We start from the raw sequence: 21,833 nt of genomic DNA on the forward strand, positions 1-21,833 counted from the left end.
GATTATGATTAAGATGTATGTCATGCAGACTTGTCCTTACTGCACCTATGTAGAGAAGCAGGTAGAAGGAAATCCCAATTTCAAGATCATTGATATTGGTAAGCACGTTCACAACCTCAAAGAATTTTTAGATTTGCGCGATCATCATCCCGCTTTTGATGAGGCAAAGAAGATTGGTGACGTGGGTATTCCGTGCTATGTGCGCGAGGATGGCAGCGTAACCTTGTCGTCAGCAGAGGTTGGTTTGGAGCCCATGCCCGATGGTCCTGCATGTAGTATTGATGGAACAGGTTGCTGATGGAACAACACTATCAACTCATTGCACTCGACCTTGACGGTACTTTAACCAATAGTGAGAAGGTCATTAGTCCGCGTACTCTATCGGCTTTGCAGGAAGCCCAAGCCAAAGGGGTGAAGATTGTGTTGGCTTCGGGGCGTCCGAGTTATGGCATTCGTCCTTTGGCCGACGAGCTTTCGCTGGACAAGACGGGCGGTTTCATCTTGGCCTATAATGGCGGAAAGGTGATTGATTGCCACACAGATGAAGTGATTTACGAACGCAAGTTGGATGGCGACTTGGTGCCTTTGTTGCACGATGAGGCCTTGAAGGCGGGGTTAAACATCCTTGTTCACCAGAAAGGGGGCATGATAACCACCGATGATAGCAATCCCGAAGTGCAATTAGAAGGGCGCATCAACCATTCAACCATTATCCATCAGCCCGACTTTTGGACGCGCACCGACAACGTTGTCAACAAGTGTTTGATTGTGGGTGAGCGCGAAAAGGTGGCCGCTTTAGAAGCCAAACTCCGCGCCACGATGAGCCATCGTATGGATGTTTATTGTTCGATGCCCGAGTTTTTAGAGTGCGTTCCCAAAGGAATTGACAAAGGAGACTCGCTCAGTCAGTTGGCAAAACACCTGCATATTGCACGCGAAGCGGTAATGGCTTGCGGCGATGGCGAGAACGATTTGTCGATGATTCGCTATGCGGGTTTAGGAATTGCCATGGCTAATGCCGTGGAAAGCGTGAAGGCTGCTGCCGATTTTGTGACGCTATCCAATGATGAAGACGGCGTGGCCTACGTGGTAGAGCGGTTTGTTTTAGATAAGATTTAACCCTTATCTGCGTGCAACAGCTGACTTGTTAGTTCTCTGTTCGTCCTGAATAGAATGTAAAAATGTCAGCGTGGTCAGGGAGTTTGTCTCCCTCGCCACGCTGATGTTTTTTGTGGTCAATGTGCCTTTGGTGCCGTTGCACCATGAGAATTTTTTTAAAAAGCAATGCTTTTGTGCTGTAATATGGTAGAGATTCGTGCATAAAAGCGTAGAAAATCGCTGGACGAAATGAAAGGTAAACAATAAATAGAACCTCGATAGGATACTTTTCAAACAGAAAGAATCGTTTCTTATAAAAAGATTTGCTAATTTTGTATCAGATATTTATATTTGCTAATATGGAAGTAAACTTAAGAATATAAATGATAAAAATGGAAGAATCAAAACAACCCTTAGATTTTGGAGTATCCCAATACGGTGCTTATCATTGTTTCGGAGATAAAGCCACAGAATATTTAAGCTGTCTAAAACAACCTTATGCGGATATATCTAATTGCAATATTAATAACCAGGATTCCGAACAATACCTTATTGCTATTTTTGTCTTCACGGACAATGCTGAAGTATATACATCTGAAATAGATACTTTCATAAAAAGATATAAAGATTTTACCAATAGTATTTTTATTTTAGACCTGCATTCTAACTTACAATATGAGGCATTCAGGGAAAGATGGGGGCTATATAATATCATACTTTCTTCGTCGTATTGTACTTTACAAAAGAGCATTTTACACTATCTGTTGTTTTTCTATCATTTTATAGAAGGACCAGGTTTCTTAAACATGGATATTTGTGATTTTAAATTATGTTCTCGTATTGCAACTTTTATTATCTCAGGGGCGGCCTCTTCTCTTGCTCACCCTATTCATCCTATACCATATAAAAATGAGCTTTATAAAAATAATCTTCGTTTCGTGATGCTTGGAATAGAATTAAAAAGCATTAATACAAGAGAGGCAACGAGGGATATGAATATTTTAGCTAACTTTATGAATCAGCTCCCAGAGGATTTGGATTTCAAATGTCAGATTAGTTCTAACCATGGTCACCCTCATACTGAATATGTTGTAGGCTTCAATAAACCTCTTATCTAAAAGAAAGAGATTACTAAATTGCTAGAAAAAAATATTCACATTAATAATAAGCTTCAATGGGAAAATATGACAGCCAGTTAGAATCGCTATTCAACGATTGGATAAAAGCAAGTGAGAAGGATGAATATCACGAGAGACGTGATATAAATAACAATATAATATTTACATATGATGGTTTGATGTATAAACCAGATTTATCAATAGATGTTGAAGATGATTGGGAAAAAGAAAATAAACGCATAATGTTTCTTTTGAAGGATCAACCTTCAGATTGGAGTGATGATGCACGTAAATGGTTAAAGGATTATCCAGATGATAAGGAGGAGACGAAAAAAAGGAAAGCTAAAAATAGAGAGTTAAGGTCAAAATTCATTCATAATATTGCAAATTTATTTTATGGCATATACAATTCTCGTGTTGGTAGTGTTGTTTCTTTCGACTCTCTTGATAAGGAAGACGTCAAAAGGACCTTCCTCACAAAACCATTTGCTTTTGTCGAATGTAAAAAACAAGGAGGTAAGAGGACTATTTCTGATTCCAAACTTAATTATTATTTAAACAATGCTGATTATAAGCCTCTTTTGGTCAAGGAAATCAAAATCCTCAATCCTAACGTCATTGTTTGTACTAACAATAATATTTATAACTTTGTAATTAACATGTTTGGTGGTGAAGATGAGTTCTTAAAAAAACAAGGCCACAATAGTATAAGAATACGTCCTGCAAAGAATGATGTAGAAGCTTTAATTATTCTGAATACTTATCACCCTAGCGCAAGACAAAGCTATCTTACGTTCTTTGAAGGGGCTATGGACCATTATAGGGCCTTCCTAAATAATCCAGATTTGGGGTTTGATTTATAAATTGAGACCTCTGCAAAACTCTATGTACTTAAAATAATTATCACAGAACATCAACAAGTTGCATATTATACCTCCTTACCGAGGGGGTGAGACCTTGAACCATTAAATTATCAGAGATAGAAAACATCATCTACAACTATGCTAATAAGATAACGCATATTCTACGCGAGTTCGGGATAAGAAGATTGCTTAAAAGTTGGTAATCTCGCTATTATTTTGTAAATTTATAGTTGAAAATCAGTAACTTATAAAACAAATATAGCGATGACTACCAAGGACAAAGTTACAGAAATATTCTGTATTATCGATGAGTTTGACAAAAATTTGGATGGTGAGCTGAAGAGAAATCTGCGTTTACCCAACTAGGATGGTAATGGGAAACGTTACAGAAATCGTAAAGGAAGACTTTCCGAAAGTGAGGTGATGACGATTCTTATATGCTATTATTTCGGTACCTATCGCAATTTTAAGGAGTATTATCAGAATTGTATCCGCGGCTGCTTCCACAAAGAGTCCCCCCATGCGGTATCCTATAATCGTTTTGTAGAGCTCATGCCTCGTGTATTCTGCAAAATGATGCTCTTCATGATGCTCTATGCTTTCGGCAAGGGTACGGGGATAACGTTCGTTGACAGCACAATGATCCCCGTATGCCACAACGTAAGAAGGTATTTCAACAAGGTCTTTTCGGGGATCGCCAAGAACGGAAAAGGGACGATGGGCTGGTGCCATGGCTTCAAACTTCACCTGCTTTGCAATGATTCGGGCGAAGTAATCACATTCTGTCTTACAAGGGCCAACGTGGATGACAGGGATACAGGGGGTGGAATGTATTTACGAAGGTGCTCTATGGGAAGGTCTTTGCTGACAGAGGGTATATTAAGCAAGAACTCTTCGAAAGCCTATTCTCTCAAGGTATTCTGGGCTCGTTCATGGCCTAAAGGCCAAAATGAAGAACAAGCTGATGCCGATGTGGGATAAGATAATGTTAAGAAAACGCTATATCATCGAGTGCATCAATGAACTCTTGAAGAATAAAGCTAACCTCGTACACTCGCGACATCGCTTGATACACAACTTCATTATGAACCTATGTTCTGCCCTAACAGCCTATTGCTTTTTTGACAATAAACCTGAGGCACTACCTGTTTATGTCGAAAAATCAAGGCAGTTAGAACTATTTGCATACTGACCTTATCCCGAACTCGAGTAGTAATTGGCGGGTAATTGCATTACTTTTGGTTGGCAATCCATTTGCCCTTTATTCTTTTACCACACCCAAGGCGAGCACACTGATGATGACACCTTCAGCTTCGGCCAATGCTTTGGCGCAGGCAAGGGTGGTGGCTCCCGTGGTCACTACGTCGTCAATGAGCAGCACATGGCGCCCTTTGATGGCTTGTGGTCGGGTTAATTGAAATGCGTGTTGCACATTCTCTTGTCGTATTTGCACATCAGCCTTTGTCTGACTGCCTGCAAAGTGTGTTCTGATGAGCACTTTGTCTAAGATAGGGATGCCCGTGATGCGTGCCACACCTTCTGCAATACACCTGCTTTGGTTGTAGCCTCGCTGGCGTTTTCGCGCCGGGGTGAGTGGCACAGGGATAAGACAATCCACACCATCGAAGAAGCCTTCGGGCGCCATTTCCTTGGCCATCATGTAGCCTAATTGTTCGCCTATGACGGCACGATGATGGTATTTCATGGTGTAGATGGCCTTGCTGACGGGCGATTTTGCTGCATAGTAGAACCAGGCTGCTGCTCGTTCGATGGGCACTTTGCGCCAATAGAGGCGGCAAAGCAGGTTGTCGCGTGGGGTGAGGTGTTGATAGGTGCGGGGCAAATGCCAATTACAGGTGATGCACAAGGCTATCTCGTTGGTCGTTAATCGCTTTCCACAGATGGCGCAATAACGCGGAAACAACAGGTTGCTCAAGGCGCGTAACTGTTGCAAGACGGCATGGAGTGGGGTGGAAAGCAGTGGGTTCATGGTTTTGTTGGGTTCAGCAATCAGTGTCTTCGTCGGTCTTTTCGCCCATTTCCCGAATGCATTTTCGGATAAGGTCAATGTCGAATCCTCGTCCCATGGCATATTGAATGAGCTTCATGGCGCGCTCATAATCGTTGCGTGCCTTGATAGATTTCCATTTTTTCTCAACCAAGGGGCGCAGCTTCTCCATATAAAGATCGTCTGCAATCTCATCCAACAAGGGCTCGGAAATGCTGCTGTCAATATGTTTTAAATAGAGCGCTTGTGCTATTTTTCGTCGTCCCCAACCGTTATATTTCAGTTTATCTTGGATGAAAGCCTCGCAATAGCGGGTATCATCAATGAATTTCTTCTCGGTGAGAAAGGCCATGATGCGGGCTTGTGCTGCCTCGTCGATTTGCCATTTGCGCAGTTTTTCTTCCATTTCATAGGTGCAATGCTCCCCTTTTGCGCAAAGGGCTGACAGGCGTTGCAGTGCCTGTTCCTCGGTCATCTCTTTTGTTTTCTTTTTTAGTTGTCTCTCGTATTCCATTGTTCTTGCTGTGTTTTATTGCTTTTTTGCCCAGGCAAAGCGTTGTTTGCCGTAGTGGTCTGGGGTGATTTCGACATCGTAGAAGGGGCCTTTATATAATAAGGTGTAGAGCGCATCGGCATGAAGCGGGTTGATTTCAAACGCCAACAAGCCGTCGCTTTTGAGTTGTTTTGCGGCAAAGTGGGCGATGGCTTGGTAGAAAAGTAAGGGCTGATCGTTGGGTACAAAGAGTGCCGTTGCGGGTTCGTGGGCCCACACCTGTGGTGCCATGTCGCCCTGCTCGCACTCGCAAATGTAGGGTGGATTAGAGATAATGAAGTCATATTGCGGGCTATTATCGGCATTTTCGGCTGCCAAGAGGGCGTCTTGGAGCGCGAAGTCCACCTGTGCGCCCAAGCAATGTGCATTCTCGCGTGCGGTGAGTAGCGCATCACTTGAGATATCCCACGCGTGCATTGCGATGTTATCGAGACCGAGTGCCAAGGTGATTGCAATGCAACCGCTGCCGGTTCCGATGTCTAACCCATGGCGAGGTGCAGGCGGTTGCAAGGCACAATAGGGCTGATTGAACAACGAAATGAGGTGTTGGCAAAGCTGTTCTGTTTCGGGTCGGGGGATGAGCACGTGGGGATTGACGATAAATGGGCGGCCACAAAACCAAGCCTTTCCCAACACATATTGTACGGGTTCGCCGTGTTTCAATCGGTGCATGAGGGCTGAAAGCTGTTGCGTTTGCGCGGGGTTGAGCCTATCAAGCGCACCGGTATAGAGGTCAGTGAGCGTGAAACCGAAGAGCGTTTCTAAGGCTAACCGCACTACAGCCTGCGCTTCGCGTGCGTCATATTGTGGCAAAAGTTGTTGCCAGAGGCTTTTAAAAGTCATGACTCTGATTTAACTTTTGGAGTGCTTCCAGCCGCACTTCGTGTAGCATCGCTTCTGTTTGCGGGTCTAAAGTGGCCAAGACCTGCATGCGTTTGTCCTTGCGTTTGTCGGCACATGCGGTATCTAATTGTTCGATAATTTGCCCGATGGGTAGACGTTTCAGCGCTTGTGCGGGGAGAAAACGCTGCTCGTTGTCGTCTAAAAGATTGGCCTCAACGATGAGTTGTGCTCCTTGCAGACGATAAAGGGCATCGTTAATGAGGCGAATGGGGATGTGGGTTTGTTGTTTGATTTCAATTGCCGAAGGTGCTTTTTCTCCTGTTTTGAAGCGGTTAATGATTTGTGTGATGACCAAAAGGGCAATATGCCGGCGGGTATGCTCGCTGATGTCATGGGGTATAACCATGTAATCATAGTAGTCAAGGTTTTGGCTCATGTAGCACAATTCGGTGCAAAAAAGCAGGATATACCACGATAGATGCATCCACAACATGAACAGAGGAAGGGCGGCTAATGAGCCATAAATGGCGTTATAGCTGGTGAGAAAGATTTGCGAATGCACGTAAGCCCATTGCAGCATGAGCATCAAAAGTGAGGCTAAAGCAGCTGGAAACAAGGCATGAATAATCTTGACATGGGTGTTGGGCATGACGATAAAAAGTCCTAAGAAGATCATCATTTGGGCAAAGAACGGCAGGAACTGTACCAACACTTGCGAGATGGGCCCTAAGAAAATGAATTGTTGTAGTTCGGCGTTTGTGGTGTTGGCGATGATGCTCAGGCCCGATAAAATGATGAGAATGATGGGTACGACGAAGATCATCGATAGATAGTCAGACACGATGCGTCGTAGACTGCGTTTGCTTTTCACCTGCCAAATGCTGTCGAACACTTGCTCAATGTTGTAGATGAGGCTGATGATGCTGCCCAACATAAAGAGGATGCCGATGCCAATGAATAGGCCAGTGCGGGCATGTTCTAAATAGGCGTTGGAGAAATGAATGATGAAATTGGCCACTTCGGGTTGGCTGTTGAGCCAGTCTTTCACCGAGTTTTCGATGTAGTTGGCTAAACCAAAGCCGCGACCGATGGCCAAAATGAGCGCAAAGATGGGCACGATGGCTAAGATGGTGCTAAACGAAAGTTGGGCGGCATAGTCGGAATGGCCGCGCTCGATGAATAGCTTTAGGGCAATATAGAGTTTGCGTAGCAGGGTGAGCAACAGGCGATAGCTGCTGCGTTGCACGGGTTGTTCTTCTAACCAAACCCCTGTTTTGAGGAAATATAATATTTTTTTTCTGTTGCGCTTCATGCTGCAAATATAACCATTTCTATGGGAGTTTTCTCCTGTTTGAGATAAGAATTCTTATCATAGCTTGTTAAAAAGTGGGTAAACGTAAGCGTATGTTGCTTTTCTTCAGAGTTTATTCAGAAATAGAGGTATTGCTCATAAAGATGAAGAGGTATTTCATTTTCACTGTTTCACTTTTATGTTAAAGATTGGAATAAGACAATATTTCTCTCCATAACATATCATAAAATGAATAAAAGGTGGTATATTTGTGCATTGAATTGAATATAACAATATGGTTAAGACAACGATGGGAACAAAACTTCCCCGCAAATTGGAACAGAAAATGCAGGTGGTCGGCGAACAGATTAAACTTGCCCGTTTGCGTCGTAATTTGAGTATTGCGCAAATAGCAGAACGTGCTACGTGCTCTCCTGTTACGATTAATAGGGTAGAAAAAGGGATACCAACGGTTGCTATCGGTATTTATCTGCGCGTACTGTATGCTTTGCAGTTGGAGGATGATATATTATGCTTGGCACAGAAGGACGAAATGGGGCGCGCATTGCAGGATCTTGCGCTCAAACATCGTGAGCGCGCTTCGAAAAAGGGGTGAATAAATGAACAGATTATTGCTGTATGGTGATTTCGATTGGTTGGAATCTCCAATGCTGATAGGTACACTTGGTTATGAATCTCTTCGTGGTTCAGACTCCTATTCTTTTGAGTTTGATAAGGAATGGCTTGCCAACTATGGCAGTATTTTTTTGAGTGCAGACATCAATAGCTATCCAGGTCGACAGTACACGCAGCCAGGAAAAGATATCTTTGGTTGTTTTTGTGATGCATTACCAGACCGTTGGGGGAGAACACTCTTGAACCGTCGTGAGCAAATTCAAGCGAAAGAAGAGAGGCGCCCAGCAAGACATTTGTCTTCATTCGACTATCTTATTGGCATAGATGATTTCTCTCGTATGGGAGGTTTCCGATTTAAGGAAACACCAGCAGGTGCGTTTATTAACAGTAGGGATAATCTTTGCATTCCGCCTATCACAGACATTCGTACCTTGGTTGTAGCCAGTAGGGAGTTTGAACGTAGTGAAGAAAGACACCTTATGCCTGAGAAGAAATGGATCAGGCAACTTGTTCATCCTGGAACATCTTTGGGTGGAGCTCGTCCTAAGGCTGTTGTAGTAGGTGAAGAAGGGAGCCTTTATGTTGCGAAGTTCCCTTCACGGAAGGATGATTACGATGTAGCTTTATGGGAATATCATAGTCATCTGCTTGCTAAAGAAGCTGGTGTTGTGGCCGCAGAAACAAGAGTTATCCATTCTGGTGATACGTATCATACGTTTCTATCGAAGCGTTTTGACCGCACTGTAGAGGGTAAAAGGATCCACTTTGCATCAGCAATGACATTATTAGGGCTTACAGATGGTTGTGATGCAGGGAGTGAAAACGGCTATCTTGATATCGTAGACTTTATTCTTCAGCATTGTTGTGATGTCAAGGAGAACATTCTTCAACTCTATCGTCGGGTTGCTTTCAATATAGCTATTGGTAATTGTGATGATCATTTCCGTAATCATGGTTTCTTGCTTACTCCAAAAGGATGGACTTTGGCACCGGCTTATGACCTGAATCCTACGCTTGGTACATATCAAAGTCTGCTTATCAACTCGTCAACGAATGAATCGAATTTACAAATTTTGCTGGACTCTTGTAAGGAGTATATGATTAACAAGGAAGAAGCCCGGGCAATTATCGGTGAAGTAATGGTGGGTATCGGGCAATGGGAGGCTATCGCTGTTAGGCTTGGTATAAGCAAACGTGAGATAGATATGTTTCAAAATATCTATAAGAGACACAGATTATAGGTAATGTGTAGCATGTTTTGGTAATCTGTTGGATTTGTAATAATAGGAATGTATAGCTATCTTGCTGTGATATAAAGGGGTGTAATCAAAACGCTATTCTTACTTTTATCCGTTAATAGCAAGTGGGAAAGCTGTATTTGGGTGAGTGGATTACAGCATGTTTTCATAGCATAGGGTGTATAGTATGTGACAGAATGTCGTGTGTGGATGACAAAATGACAGATATATAGCTTTGGTATCGGCTTTGCAATAGTATGGCAAAATAAAAGAAAGGATTTAAAGATATGACATTAGACAAATATACAATTAAAGCACAAGAGGCCGTTCAAGCAGGTGTTCAGGCTGCACAAGCCGCACAGCAGCAGAGTGTTGAGCCCATACATTTGCTGAAAGGAATCTTGGAGAAGGCGCAAGATATTACGCATTTCATTTTCCAAAAGCTCGGTGTGAATGCGCAAGCTATAGACATGGCGTTGCAGAATGAGTTGCAACATCTGCCGAAGGTTTCGGGTGGGCAGCCCTATCTGAGCAACGATTCGGTGCAAGTGCTGAACAAAGCCGAGGAGCTTTCGCAGAAAATGGGTGACGAGTTTGTGTCGGTAGAGCCTATTTTATTGGCCTTGATGCAAGGCAATCACACGGCAGGTCGCATTCTGAAAGATGCCGGATGCACGGAAGAGGGTGTGAGGAAAGCCATTGAATCGTTGCGCCAAGGACAGCAAGTGAAATCGCAAAGTGGCGATGAAAACTACCAATCGCTCAGCAAATATGCCACTAATTTGGTGGAGAAAGCGCGCCAAGGTAAGCTTGACCCAGTGATAGGACGTGACGAAGAAATTCGCCGTGTGTTGCAGATTTTGAGTCGACGCACCAAGAACAATCCTATTTTAGTGGGCGAACCCGGAACAGGTAAGACGGCTATCGTTGAAGGATTGGCCGAGCGAATTATGAAAGGTGACGTGCCCGAAAACCTCAAAAACAAGCAGCTTTATTCGCTCGATATGGGGCAGTTAGTGGCCGGAGCGAAATATAAAGGTGAGTTTGAAGAGCGCTTAAAGGGTGTCATTAAGGAAGTAACCAATGCGCATGGTGAAATCATTTTGTTCATCGATGAGATTCATACGCTCGTCGGAGCTGGTGGTGGTGAAGGTGCAATGGATGCTGCAAATTTGTTGAAACCCGCCTTGGCTCGTGGTGAGTTGCGTGCCATTGGTGCGACCACTTTGAACGAATATCAAAAGTATTTCGAAAAGGATAAAGCCTTGGAACGCCGCTTCCAGATGGTGAAAGTCGACGAACCCGATGAGTTAGATGCGATTAGTATTCTGCGTGGTTTGAAGGAAAAATATGAGAACCACCACCATGTGCGCATCCAAGATGATGCTTGTATTGCTGCCGTTCAGCTGTCGGAGCGTTATATCTCTGACCGTTTCTTGCCAGATAAAGCCATTGACTTGATGGATGAGGCGGCTGCAAAGTTGCGTATGGAGCGTGACTCTGTACCCGAAGAGCTTGATGAAATGGAGCGCAGTCTGAAGCAAAAGGAGATTGAGCGGCAAGCCATTTTGCGTGAGAACGACACCGAGAAGATTGCATTCTTAGAGAAAGAGATTGCCGAACTTAAGGATAAGGTGAATGCGTTTCGTGCTCGTTGGCAAGCACAGAAGGCCGAAGTGGATCAGATTTCGCAATTGAAGCAGAAGAGAGAGGGACTGAAACTTGAGGCCGAACGTGCTGAACGCGAGGGGAACTACCAGCGTGTGGCCGAGATTCGTTATGGCGAAATGAAGCAGATAGATGACGATATTGCTCATCGCCGTGAGGAAATTCGTAAGCAACAGGGTGAGTCTTTGATTCGCGAAGAGGTGACTTCTGACGATATTGCCGAAGTGGTGAGCCGTTGGACCGGCATTCCTGTGAGCCGCATGTTGCAGAGTGAGCGCGACAAACTCTTGCATTTGGAGGGCGAGTTGCACCGCAGAGTGATTGGACAAAACGAGGCTATTGAAGCCGTTTCGAATGCCGTTCGTCGCAGTCGTGCTGGACTTCAAGACCCTAATCGCCCCATTGCGTCGTTCATTTTCTTGGGAACAACGGGCGTAGGTAAAACCGAATTGGCAAAGGCTTTGGCCGAATACCTCTTCAATGACGAGAATATGCTGACACGTATCGACATGAGTGAGTATCAAGAAAAGTTCAGTGTGACGCGTCTTATCGGTGCACCTCCAGGATATGTGGGCTATGATGAGGGTGGACAATTAACCGAAGCTGTGCGTCGTAAGCCGTATAGTGTGGTGCTTTTCGATGAGATAGAGAAAGCCCATCCCGATGTGTTCAACACCTTGTTGCAGGTGCTCGACGACGGAAGGTTGACGGATAACAAAGGTCGTTTGGTGAATTTCAAGAACACTATCATCATCATGACGAGCAACGCAACGCGCGAACAGCTCACGAAGTTGATGCGTCCCGAGTTCCTTAACCGCATTGATGACATCATCACCTTCCACGCTTTGACGAAGGAGGAGATTGGTGAAGTGGTTGAGTTGCAAATGAAACGCGTGCAGAAAATGCTTGCTGCACAGGGCTTCACCTTGCATTGGACGAAGGAAACGATTGATGATTTGGCCGAATTAGGCTATGATCCCGAGTTTGGAGCACGCCCCGTTAAACGTGCCATTCAGGACTATGTGCTCAACGATTTGAGTCGCAAAATCCTCGAAGGCAAGGTGGGTAAAGAGATTACCTTGGGGCATATTGAGGCCTAATGGCTTCGAAAGGGTTTAGAAAGACAGATGAATTCAACCTACATAAATGATGGGAGGGTATGTCAGAAAAAGGCATATCCTCCTTTTTTTATATGCGTTCAATCATCATATTGTCCCGTTTCGTGTTACAATAAAGATAAAACGACATCTTGAATGCAATATTTAATGCTTATTCTACGGAAAGGATTTGTTTGAGATCTGTTTACATTTTTTACTTAACAAGAAATGATTTAAATCAAAAAAAATGGGCAGCCCAATCGTATTTGATAGGCTTTTTCTGCGCTGAAGGGGTATGCAGGAAGTATCTTTGAAAGCGTTTTTGTAACATTTGGATTATCGTTTGTTGTTTTTGTTTTTGCGCATGTAGGTAGCATCTGACATGAACACAGTGATGATTTGTATCTGTTATTTTTAAGAAAGTGAAGTAAAACGTCAATCTTTATTGCCATCTCAGCAAACGGAAATAGATGACGACGAGGATTGTTTTTTATAAAGATCAAACGGTATGAAAGAAAATATTGTCAGCAAGTATCGCCATACGGCACTCTTCTATCTTTTAAGTACACTTGTTCCTTGGGCTTTTTGGTTCGCAGCCAGTTATGTAAGTCACCATCTTATCGATACAGAAGGTACATGGGTAGCTTCTTTGTTGGGACTGATAGGACTTTGTTTTCCGATGGTTTTAACCCTCATGTTGGTTCTTAGGAGTAGAACTTTGCGAAAGGATTTCTTTGGTAGGTTCTTGAATTTGTCGCCCAACAAGTGGACTTATTACCTCACAGCCTGCCTGTTGATGCCTGCAAGTATTCTGTGTGCCATGGCAATATCGTTGCTCTTTGGCTATAGTCCATCCCAGTTTATCGTTACAGGTCATTACACATTCACCTCGGGTGTCTTTCCCGTATGGTTTCTTCTTATCCTTGCACCTACGCTCGAAGAACTTGCATGGCATGGTTATGGCACCGACAGTTTGCGTTTACGAATGAACCTTTTTAAGACCTCTATCGTTTTTGCTGCCTATTGGGCTGTGTGGCATTTCCCCCTTGCCGGTATCAAAGGCTACTATCATGCTAACGTAGTGCATGAAGGATGGCTATACAGTTTGAACTTCATCGTCAGCATTTTTCCATTTGTCATTCTGATGAACTGGCTTTATTACAAAACCAACCGTAACGTTCTCGTGGCAATTGTGTTCCATATCACGGCAGGATATTTCAATGAAATATTCTCTACCCACCCCGATAGCAAGTGCATTCAGACCCTTTTGTTGCTTGCACTCTCTGTCATTATCGTGCTAAAAGACCGCCAACTCTTTTTCAATCGCGCTCGTTTTGCAGCGACGAATGAATAGTTTCAATCTACATCAATGATGGGAGGATATGTCAAAAAAGGCATATCCTCCTTTCTTTTGTACTTATTTCTCGTGCAATATAGTGCATTTTCTCGTGCAATATAGTAGAGTTTTCCGTATAATATAGCGCAGTTTTCTGTGCAATATCGCAGCGTTTTGTTGGTGAAGCGGCATGATGGGTTATCAACATCGAGTTAATAAATGCTAAATAGTATGGTGCATATCAAAAAAAGAACTACATTTACCCCGCCTGAACGACCGCTTAAGAGGTTGTTAACATGAAATTCTTTTACGAAAGAGCGCATGTAAAACCAATGGAACAGCTATCCAAAGGCGCTAAAACAGTCACAAAACAGCAAAAGATATTAAAAATCTTCCTTTACAAATGGGCGTAGATGTGCAAGCTATGGGACGGTGCTTTCAGTGCATCCTGGTAGGTGCTGGTGAGAACTTTTAGCAGAATGAAACGTCAATAAAACTTTTATATATTACTTAAACTTAAACAGATGAACAGTTATCAACAACGAAGTAAGACCGCAGTAGGCAGGCTTTTGCTCGCGCTGCTGCTGCTCATTCCACTCGGTGTGAATGCGCAAAGTATGACAACCATTACCGGTTTAGTGAAAGATGGGCAGGGAGAACCGCTCATTGGCGCCTCGGTGGTGCAGAAAGGCACGTCGAACGGCACAATAACCGACCTCGATGGGCATTTCAAAGTGCAGGTACCTGCAGGCGCAACCTTAGTTATTAGCTATGTGGGGTTCAGCGAAAAAGAGGTGAAAGCAGCCCCCAATCTTTCGGTAACGCTGCAAGATAAGGCCAAAGCCATTGATGAAGTGGTGGTGGTGGGCTATGGCACACAGAAGAAAGCCAATCTCACAGGTTCGGTTTCGCAGGTGAAAATGAGCGATGTTTTGGGCGATCGTCCAATGGTAAATGCTGCGGCTGCGTTGCAAGGAGCAATGCCAGGATTGACCATTGGCGGCGGTTCCGGACCTGGATTTGCAAAATCAATGAATGTGCGCGGCACGCTTTCTATCAACGGAGGCGCACCGCTTGTACTCATAGACAATGTGGAAGGCGATATCAGTGCACTCAATCCCGAGGACATTGAGCGCGTGACGGTGTTGAAAGATGCTGCCAGTTCGGCCATTTATGGTGCGCGTGCTGCCGGCGGTGTGATTTTGGTAACTTTGAAACGCCCCAACGCTAATGCCCGGTTTACGGCCAATTACAACTTTAATGTGGGCTGGGAACAGTCGCTCAACCATTTGCAACAGGCATCGCTGATGGAATATTTGGATGCCTATCTCGAAGCAGGCTACTCCAATTCTTATTGGGCGGGTAACGGCGAAGTGAGCAAATGGCGCAACTATCTGCAACAATATCAGCGCGACCCAGCATCGATTGCCACCGTGGGCGACGGCATCTTTAAAGACACCGATGGCCGTGTTTACTGGCTATCGGAAAAGAATTTGGCCAAGAACATTCTCACTACGGGTGCCATTACCAACCACAATCTAACGGTTTCGGGTGGTACCGGCACGTTGCGTTATCGTCTTTCGGGCAGCTTAAGTCGTGAGAATGGGCCGTTGGTGACCGATAAAGACATGTTCCGCCGCAAGACTATCAGTGGCTTTGTTGCGGCCGATGTGCAAAAATGGTATACGCAAGAGGTCACCTTCACCTACACTAATTCCACGCAACAAGCGCCCCAGAACATTGGCAACATGAACGGTTTCTATTCAACCCGTCTTATTAACTACTATCCCGAGGGACGTATTCCGGGTTCGATTTTAGGCATTCAAGAAGATTTGCCTTCGCAAACGCCGCTCAATATGCTCACGTATGCGCCCACTTCGTTGGTTGAGAAATCCATGCCACGGGTGTCGTTGCGTGCCATTTTCCGTCCGCTTCAGGGTTGGCATATCACAGGTGAATATACTTATGACCGTCTTGATGAGCATCAACAGTTTTATTCCGGGCGGTTTAGATTTGCTGATGCCCAGCTTGCTGCAAAATATTCTACCGAGAGGGGACAGGATTTCTATCGCATGTATGACGCCACCACAAAATACAATGCTTTGAACCTCTTTACCAATTATGAGTGCAAATGGGGCGAGCACGCGTTTAAAGTGATGGCGGGTTTCAACCAAGAGAAATCCTATTATCGTTATTTTTATGGCAATGTGTTGGCACAAGCCGTGCCCACTGTGCCTTCGTTTGCCGGCGGAACCGGTGAGAAAACCATCATTGATAAGTATTCAGAATATGCCATTCGCAGCGGTTTTGCGCGTTTGAATTATGCCTATTTAGACCGCTATCTGTTAGAGGTAAACGGACGTTATGATGGCTCTTCGAAGTTTCCTAAGAACCATCGTTTCGGCTTTTTCCCCTCTGTGAGTGTGGGTTGGCGCATGGGTCAGGAGGCGTTTATGACGTGGTCGCACAACTGGTTGGATGATTTGAAATTCCGTTTGTCCTATGGTTCGGTGGGCAATCAGCGCATCAGTCCTTATCAGTTCACGCCCATTATGAGTGTCAACAGCAGTGGCACCTATATATTAGATGGTGAAAGCAAGACCACTTACATCACCTCGCCAGGCTTGGTGAGCCGCAATTTCACGTGGGAGAAGGTGACAACGTTTAATGTTGGTTTCGATTTCTATGCCTTCAAGAACCGTCTTACTGCCACGTTTGATTGGTTTGACCGCCGCACAACGGGCATGTTGGCTGCCGGAATTGAAATTCCCAAGGTGGTGGGCACGTCGGCACCGTTGCAGAATGTGGCCAACATGAAGAACAGAGGGTGGGAACTCAATGTGACATGGCGCGACAAGATTGGAGCGGTGGACTATCACATAGGGTTCAATCTCTATGACAGTCAGGCCGAAATCACGAAGTTTAACAACGAGTCGCGCTTGCTTTCCGACTACTATGTAGGGCGCAAGATTGGCGAAATATGGGGCTATGTGGCCGATGGTTATTATACCCTTGACGACTTTAACGAAGCCGATGCCCGGCACAAAACCTGGACGCTGAAGCCTGGTGTGACGAAGATTAACGGAGCAAACCCGCAACCTGGCGACATGAAGTTTAAGGATTTGCGTGGCGATGGCGTCATCAATGCCGGCGACAACACCGTTGACAACCCCGGCGACCGCAAGATTATTGGTAACGATGCCGCCCGCTATCAGTTTGGTGCAAACCTTGGTGCGAGCTACAAAGGTTTCAGTTTAGACGTGATGTTGCAGGGCGTTGGCAAGCGTGACTATTGGCTTGGCGGTGCAGCGCTGTTCCCCTTTGGCGGTGCTGGTGCAGGTGATGCCGTGTTCCAAGCGCTCTATGCCAACCAAACCGACTATTGGCGGGCAAAGAGCTATGACCCTGCGAGCCCTGACTATATGCAACCTGTGAATCCCAACAGCAAGCTATTCCGCATTTATGACCAAGGTAACAACGTGGGTTCCAACACGCGGGTGAGCGACAAATATTTGCAAAATGCAGCCTATCTGCGCATCAAGAACATTACGTTGGCCTACACCTTACCTAAAATATGGGTGAGACGTGCGATGTTGCAAGATGCCAAGCTCTATGTTAGTGTAGAGAATTTGGCCACTTTCAGTCATCTTCCCAAGGGTTATGACCCCGAAGGAACGGCTGCATCAACCACGGCCAATGCCTTGAGCAACGGCATTTCGTGGGGCTATCCCTATTATCGCACCATCTCGTTGGGTGCCAGCATTACATTCTAATCTAAAAAATATTCTTATGAAAAAGATGATAACAGTCGTCGTGCTCGCAGCCACCGTGCTCACTGCTTGTAACGATAGTTTTTTGGAAAAATACCCTTTGACCGATCTCACCGAAGAGAATGCTTTCAAGGAATACGACAACTTCAAGGCGTTTATGAACCCTTGTTATGAAATGTTTACCAACACCACCATTCGCACAAGCATCAACAGTAGTTACATGCAGGCTCAGTTCACCGGTGATTGGTATGGCGGTTTGGTCACACACCGCGATAATGCCCGCAATCCCTACGCTTATGAAACCATCACAGCGACAGCCGATGGGGGCGGATGGGACTTTGACTATATCCGAAGAATAAACATCATGATGAGCCATTTGAACGATGGTGCCCTCACGTCTGCACAGATAGCGCATTGGCGTTCGGTGGGTTATTTCTTCTCTGCCTATTGGTATATGGAGCTCATCGACCGCTTTGGCGATGTGCCTTGGGTGACAAAGGTGTTGGATGAGAGCAATCCCGAGAGCTATGGTCCGCGCACTCCGCGTGCAGTGGTGGCCGATAGCATCATCGCACGCTTGGAATATGCCGCCGCACACATCGGTAATTTCAACGATGGCGACAACACCCTCACAACCAATGCCGTCAAGGCGGCACTCTCACGCTTTCTGCTTCGTGAAGCCACATGGGCGAAATACCATGGACTGAATGAGCCTTTTGAGACCTATCTGCGCCGCTGTATGGTCGTTTCACAAGAATTGATGGATGCTTATCCTACGCTCTATCAAGGTGAGGATGGCCATCATACGCCTGCAACGGGATATGGTGAGCTGTGGACGACGGAGAATCTGAAAGGCAAGCCCGGTGTGATTTACTACAAGTCGTTTGTGAACAACGTGTTGATGAATCGCTACAACGATTTTGAACACATTGCTGCTAATGCTGCCGATGTGCCGCAATACACCGTCGATTTGTTTCTCATGCAAAACGGATTGCCCATTGCCAATGCCGCTTCGGGCTATCAAGGTGGGCGTGGCAAGGATATGTGGGGTACCTTTGCCGACCGCGATCCGCGCTTGTATCAAAACATTCAGCCACCTTATGTGGTGGCACCCAACAAGCAAGTGCCCGACAATGTCAACACCTTCCGCACATGGAAGTTTCTGCAAGCTGGTGACAACAACCAAGGACATGTGGTGACAGCGGCCGAAGCTGCGAAATATCGCTATTACATTGATTACATGGGTGCTAACGAAAAATGCGTGCGTGGTGGTGCAGCCGGTGGAGAAGGCATGAAACGATGCCCTGGACAAAACTGGGGAGCCGCACTAACACCCGTGAGTCCCAACCTCACTACCGACGCACGCGTGCCCTATATGCGTTGCCGCACGGGCTATTATTTCTGGAAAAATTACGACTTATGGGAGTTCTCCACAGGCTCATCGGCGTTCTGTACGGCCGACAAACCCATCTTCAAGATTGAGGAAGTGTTGCTCAACTATGCTGAGGCGGCTTGGGAGTTGGGGCTGTTCACGCAGGCAGTGGCCGACAAAACCATCAATAAACTACGCGACCGAGCAGGTGTGGCTCACATGGTTGTAGCCAACATCGACGACAATTTCGATCCCCATCGCGACCGCGGTACGGCACCCTGGTGGACAGGTCACGGCGGAAAGTTTGGCAACTATAATGTCAATCCCGTGTTGTGGGAAATTCGCCGCGAGCGTCAAATCGAACTCTTTGGTGAGGGTTTTGCTTTCTACGATGTGCGGCGCTGGGCGAAAGCGGCCTACTATGTCAACCGGCAGCCTTGTGGACTGTGGACCACTGCCACGCAAAACATCTATGCACCGCGTGCCAATGCTTACACGGGGCAGTTTGTAGATTACGACGAAATCAGCACCAATGGCAAGGCTGCTGCTGAGAACAACAGTGCCGGAAGTGGCTGGATTTACACCTATGAAAGTCCGCTTGTGCACGGCGGGTGGCTCGATACCTATTATCTGAGTATGGTTCCCACAAGCCAGATTGTGCTCAACAAGCAGCTCACGCAGAACCCCGGTTACAACGAACTTTTCGGATTAAACAATTAAACGAATAATGAAAACATTTTCATCGCTTTGGCTCACGCCGGCAGCATGGTTTGCCCTGCTGCCAGCACAGGCCGCAAAAACCACGAAGCCCAACATCCTCTACATCATGTGCGACGACATGGGCTATGGCGATTTGGGCTGCTATGGACAGCCCTACATCCTCACACCCAACATCGACCGTATGGCTTCCGAGGGTATGCGCTTCACTCAGGCCTATGCCGGAGCGCCTGTGAGCGCACCGTCGCGGGCGTGTTTCATGACAGGGCAGCACAGCGGACACACCGAAGTGCGCGGCAACAAGGAATATTGGGATGCCCAGCACACCGTGAAGTATGGCCAAAACACCGACTTTGCCGTTGTGGGGCAACATCCATACGACCCCAACCACATCCTTCTGACCGAAATCATGAAAGCCAACGGCTATCAGACGGGCATGTTTGGTAAGTGGGCGGGCGGCTACGAAGGATCGGTTTCCACACCCGACAAGCGCGGTGTTGACGAGTTCTTTGGCTACATCTGCCAGTTTCAGGCCCATCTCTACTACCCCAATTTCCTCAATGCCTACAGCCGGGCGCAGGGCGACAAAGGCGTGAGGCGCGTGGTGTTAGACGAGAATATCGCCTATCCCATGTTTGGTGACGACTATCACAAGCGCACAGCCTATTCGGCCGACCTCATTCATCGCCACGCTTTGCAATGGCTTGAGGCGCAAACGCCCGGCAAACCCTTCTTTGGAGTGCTCACCTACACGCTGCCCCATGCCGAATTGGCACAGCCCAATGACTCGTTGGTAGCGTTCTACAAGAAGCGGTTCTTTGTCGATAAAACCTGGGGCGGGCAGGAACCATCGCGCTACAACGCTGTGGAGCACACCCATGCCCAGTTTGCTGCCATGATAACCCGTTTGGATGCCTATGTGGGCGAGATTATGGCGCTGCTTAAACGCAAGGGACTCGACGACAACACGCTCGTGATTTTCACCAGCGATAACGGCCCCCACGAGGAGGGAGGTGCCGACCCCACATTCTTCAATCGAGATGGAAAGTTGCGCGGACTCAAACGACAATGCTACGAGGGCGGCATTCGAATTCCGTTTATTGCCCGTTGGAAAGGCCACATCGCAGCCGGGCAAGTCAGCGCGTTGCCCTTTGCTTTCTACGACCTCATGCCTACGTTTAGCGAGTTGGCTGGCGTGAAAAATTGTACCCAACGCTATCGCAACCGCCGCCTAAAAACCGACTATTTCGATGGACTTTCCATCGTGCCAACGCTCCTTGGGCACGATGCCGAGCAGCAACGCCACCCTCATCTCTATTGGGAGTTTGCCGAAACCAACCAGATTGCCGTGCGCCGAGGCGATTGGAAATTAGTGGTCATCAAGGGTGTGCCCCATCTCTATAATCTCGAAACCGACCTGCACGAGGACCACGACCTCGCCACCGAGCACCCCGCTATCGTGCAACAACTCGTCGACATCATCCATCAAGAGCATGTCGACAGCCCACTATTCCCCGTCACGCTGCCGCTGAAGTTTCGTTTCTAACCAAGCACAGCCGTCACACTGCCCCTGCTCAACGCGCCTGAGTAGGGGTATTTTAGGGCAATCATCCATCATCTGGTGGCTATCCTCTGAATGCTTTTTGTTACAATTTGTTTTTTTATCTTCCCAAAAAGCATTACCTTTGCCGACAATTAAACTGAAAGTGTTTGTATGCAAGCGAAAAATAATTTTTCAAGCAGTGTGATTTTTAACATCAATTATTTGGTTGAACCAAATAATTGTATAAACACACACACACACACACACACACACACACACACACACACAGGAGCGAGACCAATATAAAGGTACGCGTGGCGCACGCGTAATATACAACATAAACGCTTACACACAAAGGGTGTGCACGAAGTTTTTTCATAACTTCATGCATGCCCTTTTTGCGTGCATAAATGAATGGGTTGTGTGTGCAAAACAAGGATTCAATAACGTTTAATAAAAATAGTTTTAACAAGATGAAGAAAAAAACAACAAAACGGGTGTATGTAAAGCCCGAAAGCACGGTTATTCCGATGGAATATACGGACGGATTGTGCAAGGCTTCTGTGCAACCTAAATTGAAAGAAGAGGACTGGAAAAGTCTAGAAGAGAAGAACGATGAACTTGAAACAGATGTTGAACCCTAAAATGGTGGAAGAATGAAAAGAAGTTTGATAACATTTGG

At 46.0% G+C, this 21,833-nt stretch carries 16 protein-coding genes and 1 pseudogene; 13 read left to right on the forward strand and 4 right to left on the reverse strand.

Annotated features, from left to right (window positions below; translation table 11 throughout):
• The first annotated feature begins 4 nt into the window (after positions 1-4).
• From X919_RS0113740 to X919_RS15545, 5 genes and pseudogenes are all read left to right on the forward strand, one after another.
• Entirely contained in the window at positions 5-298 is a 294-nt protein-coding gene (locus X919_RS0113740) for a glutaredoxin (RefSeq protein WP_028900605.1), read from the forward strand.
• Entirely contained in the window at positions 298-1,119 is an 822-nt protein-coding gene (locus X919_RS0113745; protein ID WP_028900606.1) for a Cof-type HAD-IIB family hydrolase, read from the forward strand. Before X919_RS0113740 ends, X919_RS0113745 begins: the two co-directional genes overlap by 1 nt.
• 371 nt (positions 1,120-1,490) lie before the next feature.
• Positions 1,491-2,216, forward strand: a complete 726-nt coding sequence (locus X919_RS0113755; RefSeq protein WP_028900607.1) for a hypothetical protein — start codon at positions 1,491-1,493, stop codon at positions 2,214-2,216.
• Between the two features lie 56 nt (positions 2,217-2,272).
• Positions 2,273-3,079 (forward strand): hypothetical protein, encoded by an 807-nt coding sequence (locus X919_RS0113760; protein ID WP_028900608.1) that lies wholly within the window; start codon positions 2,273-2,275, stop codon positions 3,077-3,079.
• 264 nt (positions 3,080-3,343) lie between these two features.
• Positions 3,344-4,271, forward strand: a pseudogene (locus X919_RS15545) (IS982 family transposase).
• Positions 4,272-4,340: 69 nt separating this feature from the next.
• On the opposite strand, the gene X919_RS0113770 reads toward X919_RS15545, so the two are convergent.
• From X919_RS0113770 to X919_RS0113785, 4 genes are read right to left on the reverse strand one after another with little or no spacing between them, the layout of a single operon-like run.
• The gene (locus tag X919_RS0113770; protein WP_051502550.1) at positions 4,341-5,069 is read right to left on the reverse strand and encodes a ComF family protein; all 729 of its coding nucleotides are present in this window, start codon (positions 5,067-5,069) and stop codon (positions 4,341-4,343) included.
• A gap of 13 nt (positions 5,070-5,082) precedes the next feature.
• Positions 5,083-5,601 carry a regulatory protein RecX gene (locus X919_RS0113775; RefSeq protein WP_253270154.1) on the reverse strand — a complete coding sequence of 173 codons (519 nt, stop codon included), beginning with the start codon at positions 5,599-5,601 and terminating at the stop codon, positions 5,083-5,085.
• A gap of 15 nt (positions 5,602-5,616) precedes the next feature.
• Positions 5,617-6,483, reverse strand: a complete 867-nt coding sequence (gene prmC / locus X919_RS0113780; RefSeq protein WP_028900612.1) for a peptide chain release factor N(5)-glutamine methyltransferase — start codon at positions 6,481-6,483, stop codon at positions 5,617-5,619.
• Positions 6,473-7,795, reverse strand: coding sequence for a YihY/virulence factor BrkB family protein (locus tag X919_RS0113785; RefSeq protein WP_028900613.1), 1,323 nt, complete (start codon positions 7,793-7,795; stop codon positions 6,473-6,475). Before X919_RS0113785 ends, prmC begins: the two co-directional genes overlap by 11 nt.
• A 274-nt stretch (positions 7,796-8,069) precedes the next feature.
• Here X919_RS0113785 and X919_RS0113790 point away from each other — a divergent pair, with 274 nt between their 5' ends.
• From X919_RS0113790 to X919_RS16745, 8 genes are all read left to right on the forward strand, one after another.
• A complete protein-coding gene (locus tag X919_RS0113790; protein ID WP_028900614.1) occupies positions 8,070-8,390 on the forward strand; it encodes a helix-turn-helix domain-containing protein in 321 nt (106 codons plus the stop codon).
• Between the two features lie 4 nt (positions 8,391-8,394).
• Positions 8,395-9,651 carry a type II toxin-antitoxin system HipA family toxin gene (locus X919_RS0113795; RefSeq protein ID WP_028900615.1) on the forward strand — a complete coding sequence of 419 codons (1,257 nt, stop codon included), beginning with the start codon at positions 8,395-8,397 and terminating at the stop codon, positions 9,649-9,651.
• A 284-nt stretch (positions 9,652-9,935) separates the two neighbouring features.
• Positions 9,936-12,416, forward strand: a complete 2,481-nt coding sequence (gene clpB, locus X919_RS0113800) for an ATP-dependent chaperone ClpB (RefSeq protein ID WP_028900616.1) — start codon at positions 9,936-9,938, stop codon at positions 12,414-12,416.
• Between the two features lie 505 nt (positions 12,417-12,921).
• Entirely contained in the window at positions 12,922-13,767 is an 846-nt protein-coding gene (locus X919_RS0113805) for a CPBP family intramembrane glutamic endopeptidase (protein ID WP_028900617.1), read from the forward strand.
• A 506-nt stretch (positions 13,768-14,273) separates the two neighbouring features.
• Positions 14,274-17,522: a SusC/RagA family TonB-linked outer membrane protein gene (locus tag X919_RS0113810; RefSeq protein WP_028900618.1), complete on the forward strand. Its 3,249-nt coding sequence runs from the start codon at positions 14,274-14,276 to the stop codon at positions 17,520-17,522.
• Between the two features lie 16 nt (positions 17,523-17,538).
• Positions 17,539-19,611 carry a RagB/SusD family nutrient uptake outer membrane protein gene (locus X919_RS0113815; RefSeq protein WP_028900619.1) on the forward strand — a complete coding sequence of 691 codons (2,073 nt, stop codon included), beginning with the start codon at positions 17,539-17,541 and terminating at the stop codon, positions 19,609-19,611.
• Between the two features lie 7 nt (positions 19,612-19,618).
• Entirely contained in the window at positions 19,619-21,154 is a 1,536-nt protein-coding gene (locus tag X919_RS0113820; protein WP_028900620.1) for an arylsulfatase, read from the forward strand.
• A gap of 470 nt (positions 21,155-21,624) precedes the next feature.
• Positions 21,625-21,795, forward strand: a complete 171-nt coding sequence (locus tag X919_RS16745) for a hypothetical protein (protein WP_155949739.1) — start codon at positions 21,625-21,627, stop codon at positions 21,793-21,795.
• Positions 21,796-21,833 lie beyond the last annotated feature (38 nt).

The organism is Prevotella sp. HJM029 (assembly GCF_000599605.1).
Lineage (GTDB): Bacteria > Bacteroidota > Bacteroidia > Bacteroidales > Bacteroidaceae > Prevotella.

Bases quoted from the DNA above. Each gene is read 5' to 3' on its own strand.
- X919_RS0113740 (WP_028900605.1), top strand. From the start codon at position 5: ATGATTAAGATGTATGTCATGCAGACTTGTCCTTACTGCACCTATGTA.
- X919_RS0113745 (WP_028900606.1), top strand. From the start codon at position 298: ATGGAACAACACTATCAACTCATTGCACTCGACCTTGACGGTACTTTA.
- X919_RS0113755 (WP_028900607.1), top strand. From the start codon at position 1,491: ATGGAAGAATCAAAACAACCCTTAGATTTTGGAGTATCCCAATACGGT.
- X919_RS0113760 (WP_028900608.1), top strand. From the start codon at position 2,273: ATGGGAAAATATGACAGCCAGTTAGAATCGCTATTCAACGATTGGATA.
- X919_RS0113770 (WP_051502550.1), bottom strand. From the start codon at position 5,069: ATGAACCCACTGCTTTCCACCCCACTCCATGCCGTCTTGCAACAGTTA.
- X919_RS0113775 (WP_253270154.1), bottom strand. From the start codon at position 5,601: ATGGAATACGAGAGACAACTAAAAAAGAAAACAAAAGAGATGACCGAG.
- prmC (WP_028900612.1), bottom strand. From the start codon at position 6,483: ATGACTTTTAAAAGCCTCTGGCAACAACTTTTGCCACAATATGACGCA.
- X919_RS0113785 (WP_028900613.1), bottom strand. From the start codon at position 7,795: ATGAAGCGCAACAGAAAAAAAATATTATATTTCCTCAAAACAGGGGTT.
- X919_RS0113790 (WP_028900614.1), top strand. From the start codon at position 8,070: ATGGTTAAGACAACGATGGGAACAAAACTTCCCCGCAAATTGGAACAG.
- X919_RS0113795 (WP_028900615.1), top strand. From the start codon at position 8,395: ATGAACAGATTATTGCTGTATGGTGATTTCGATTGGTTGGAATCTCCA.
- clpB (WP_028900616.1), top strand. From the start codon at position 9,936: ATGACATTAGACAAATATACAATTAAAGCACAAGAGGCCGTTCAAGCA.
- X919_RS0113805 (WP_028900617.1), top strand. From the start codon at position 12,922: ATGAAAGAAAATATTGTCAGCAAGTATCGCCATACGGCACTCTTCTAT.
- X919_RS0113810 (WP_028900618.1), top strand. From the start codon at position 14,274: ATGAACAGTTATCAACAACGAAGTAAGACCGCAGTAGGCAGGCTTTTG.
- X919_RS0113815 (WP_028900619.1), top strand. From the start codon at position 17,539: ATGAAAAAGATGATAACAGTCGTCGTGCTCGCAGCCACCGTGCTCACT.
- X919_RS0113820 (WP_028900620.1), top strand. From the start codon at position 19,619: ATGAAAACATTTTCATCGCTTTGGCTCACGCCGGCAGCATGGTTTGCC.
- X919_RS16745 (WP_155949739.1), top strand. From the start codon at position 21,625: ATGAAGAAAAAAACAACAAAACGGGTGTATGTAAAGCCCGAAAGCACG.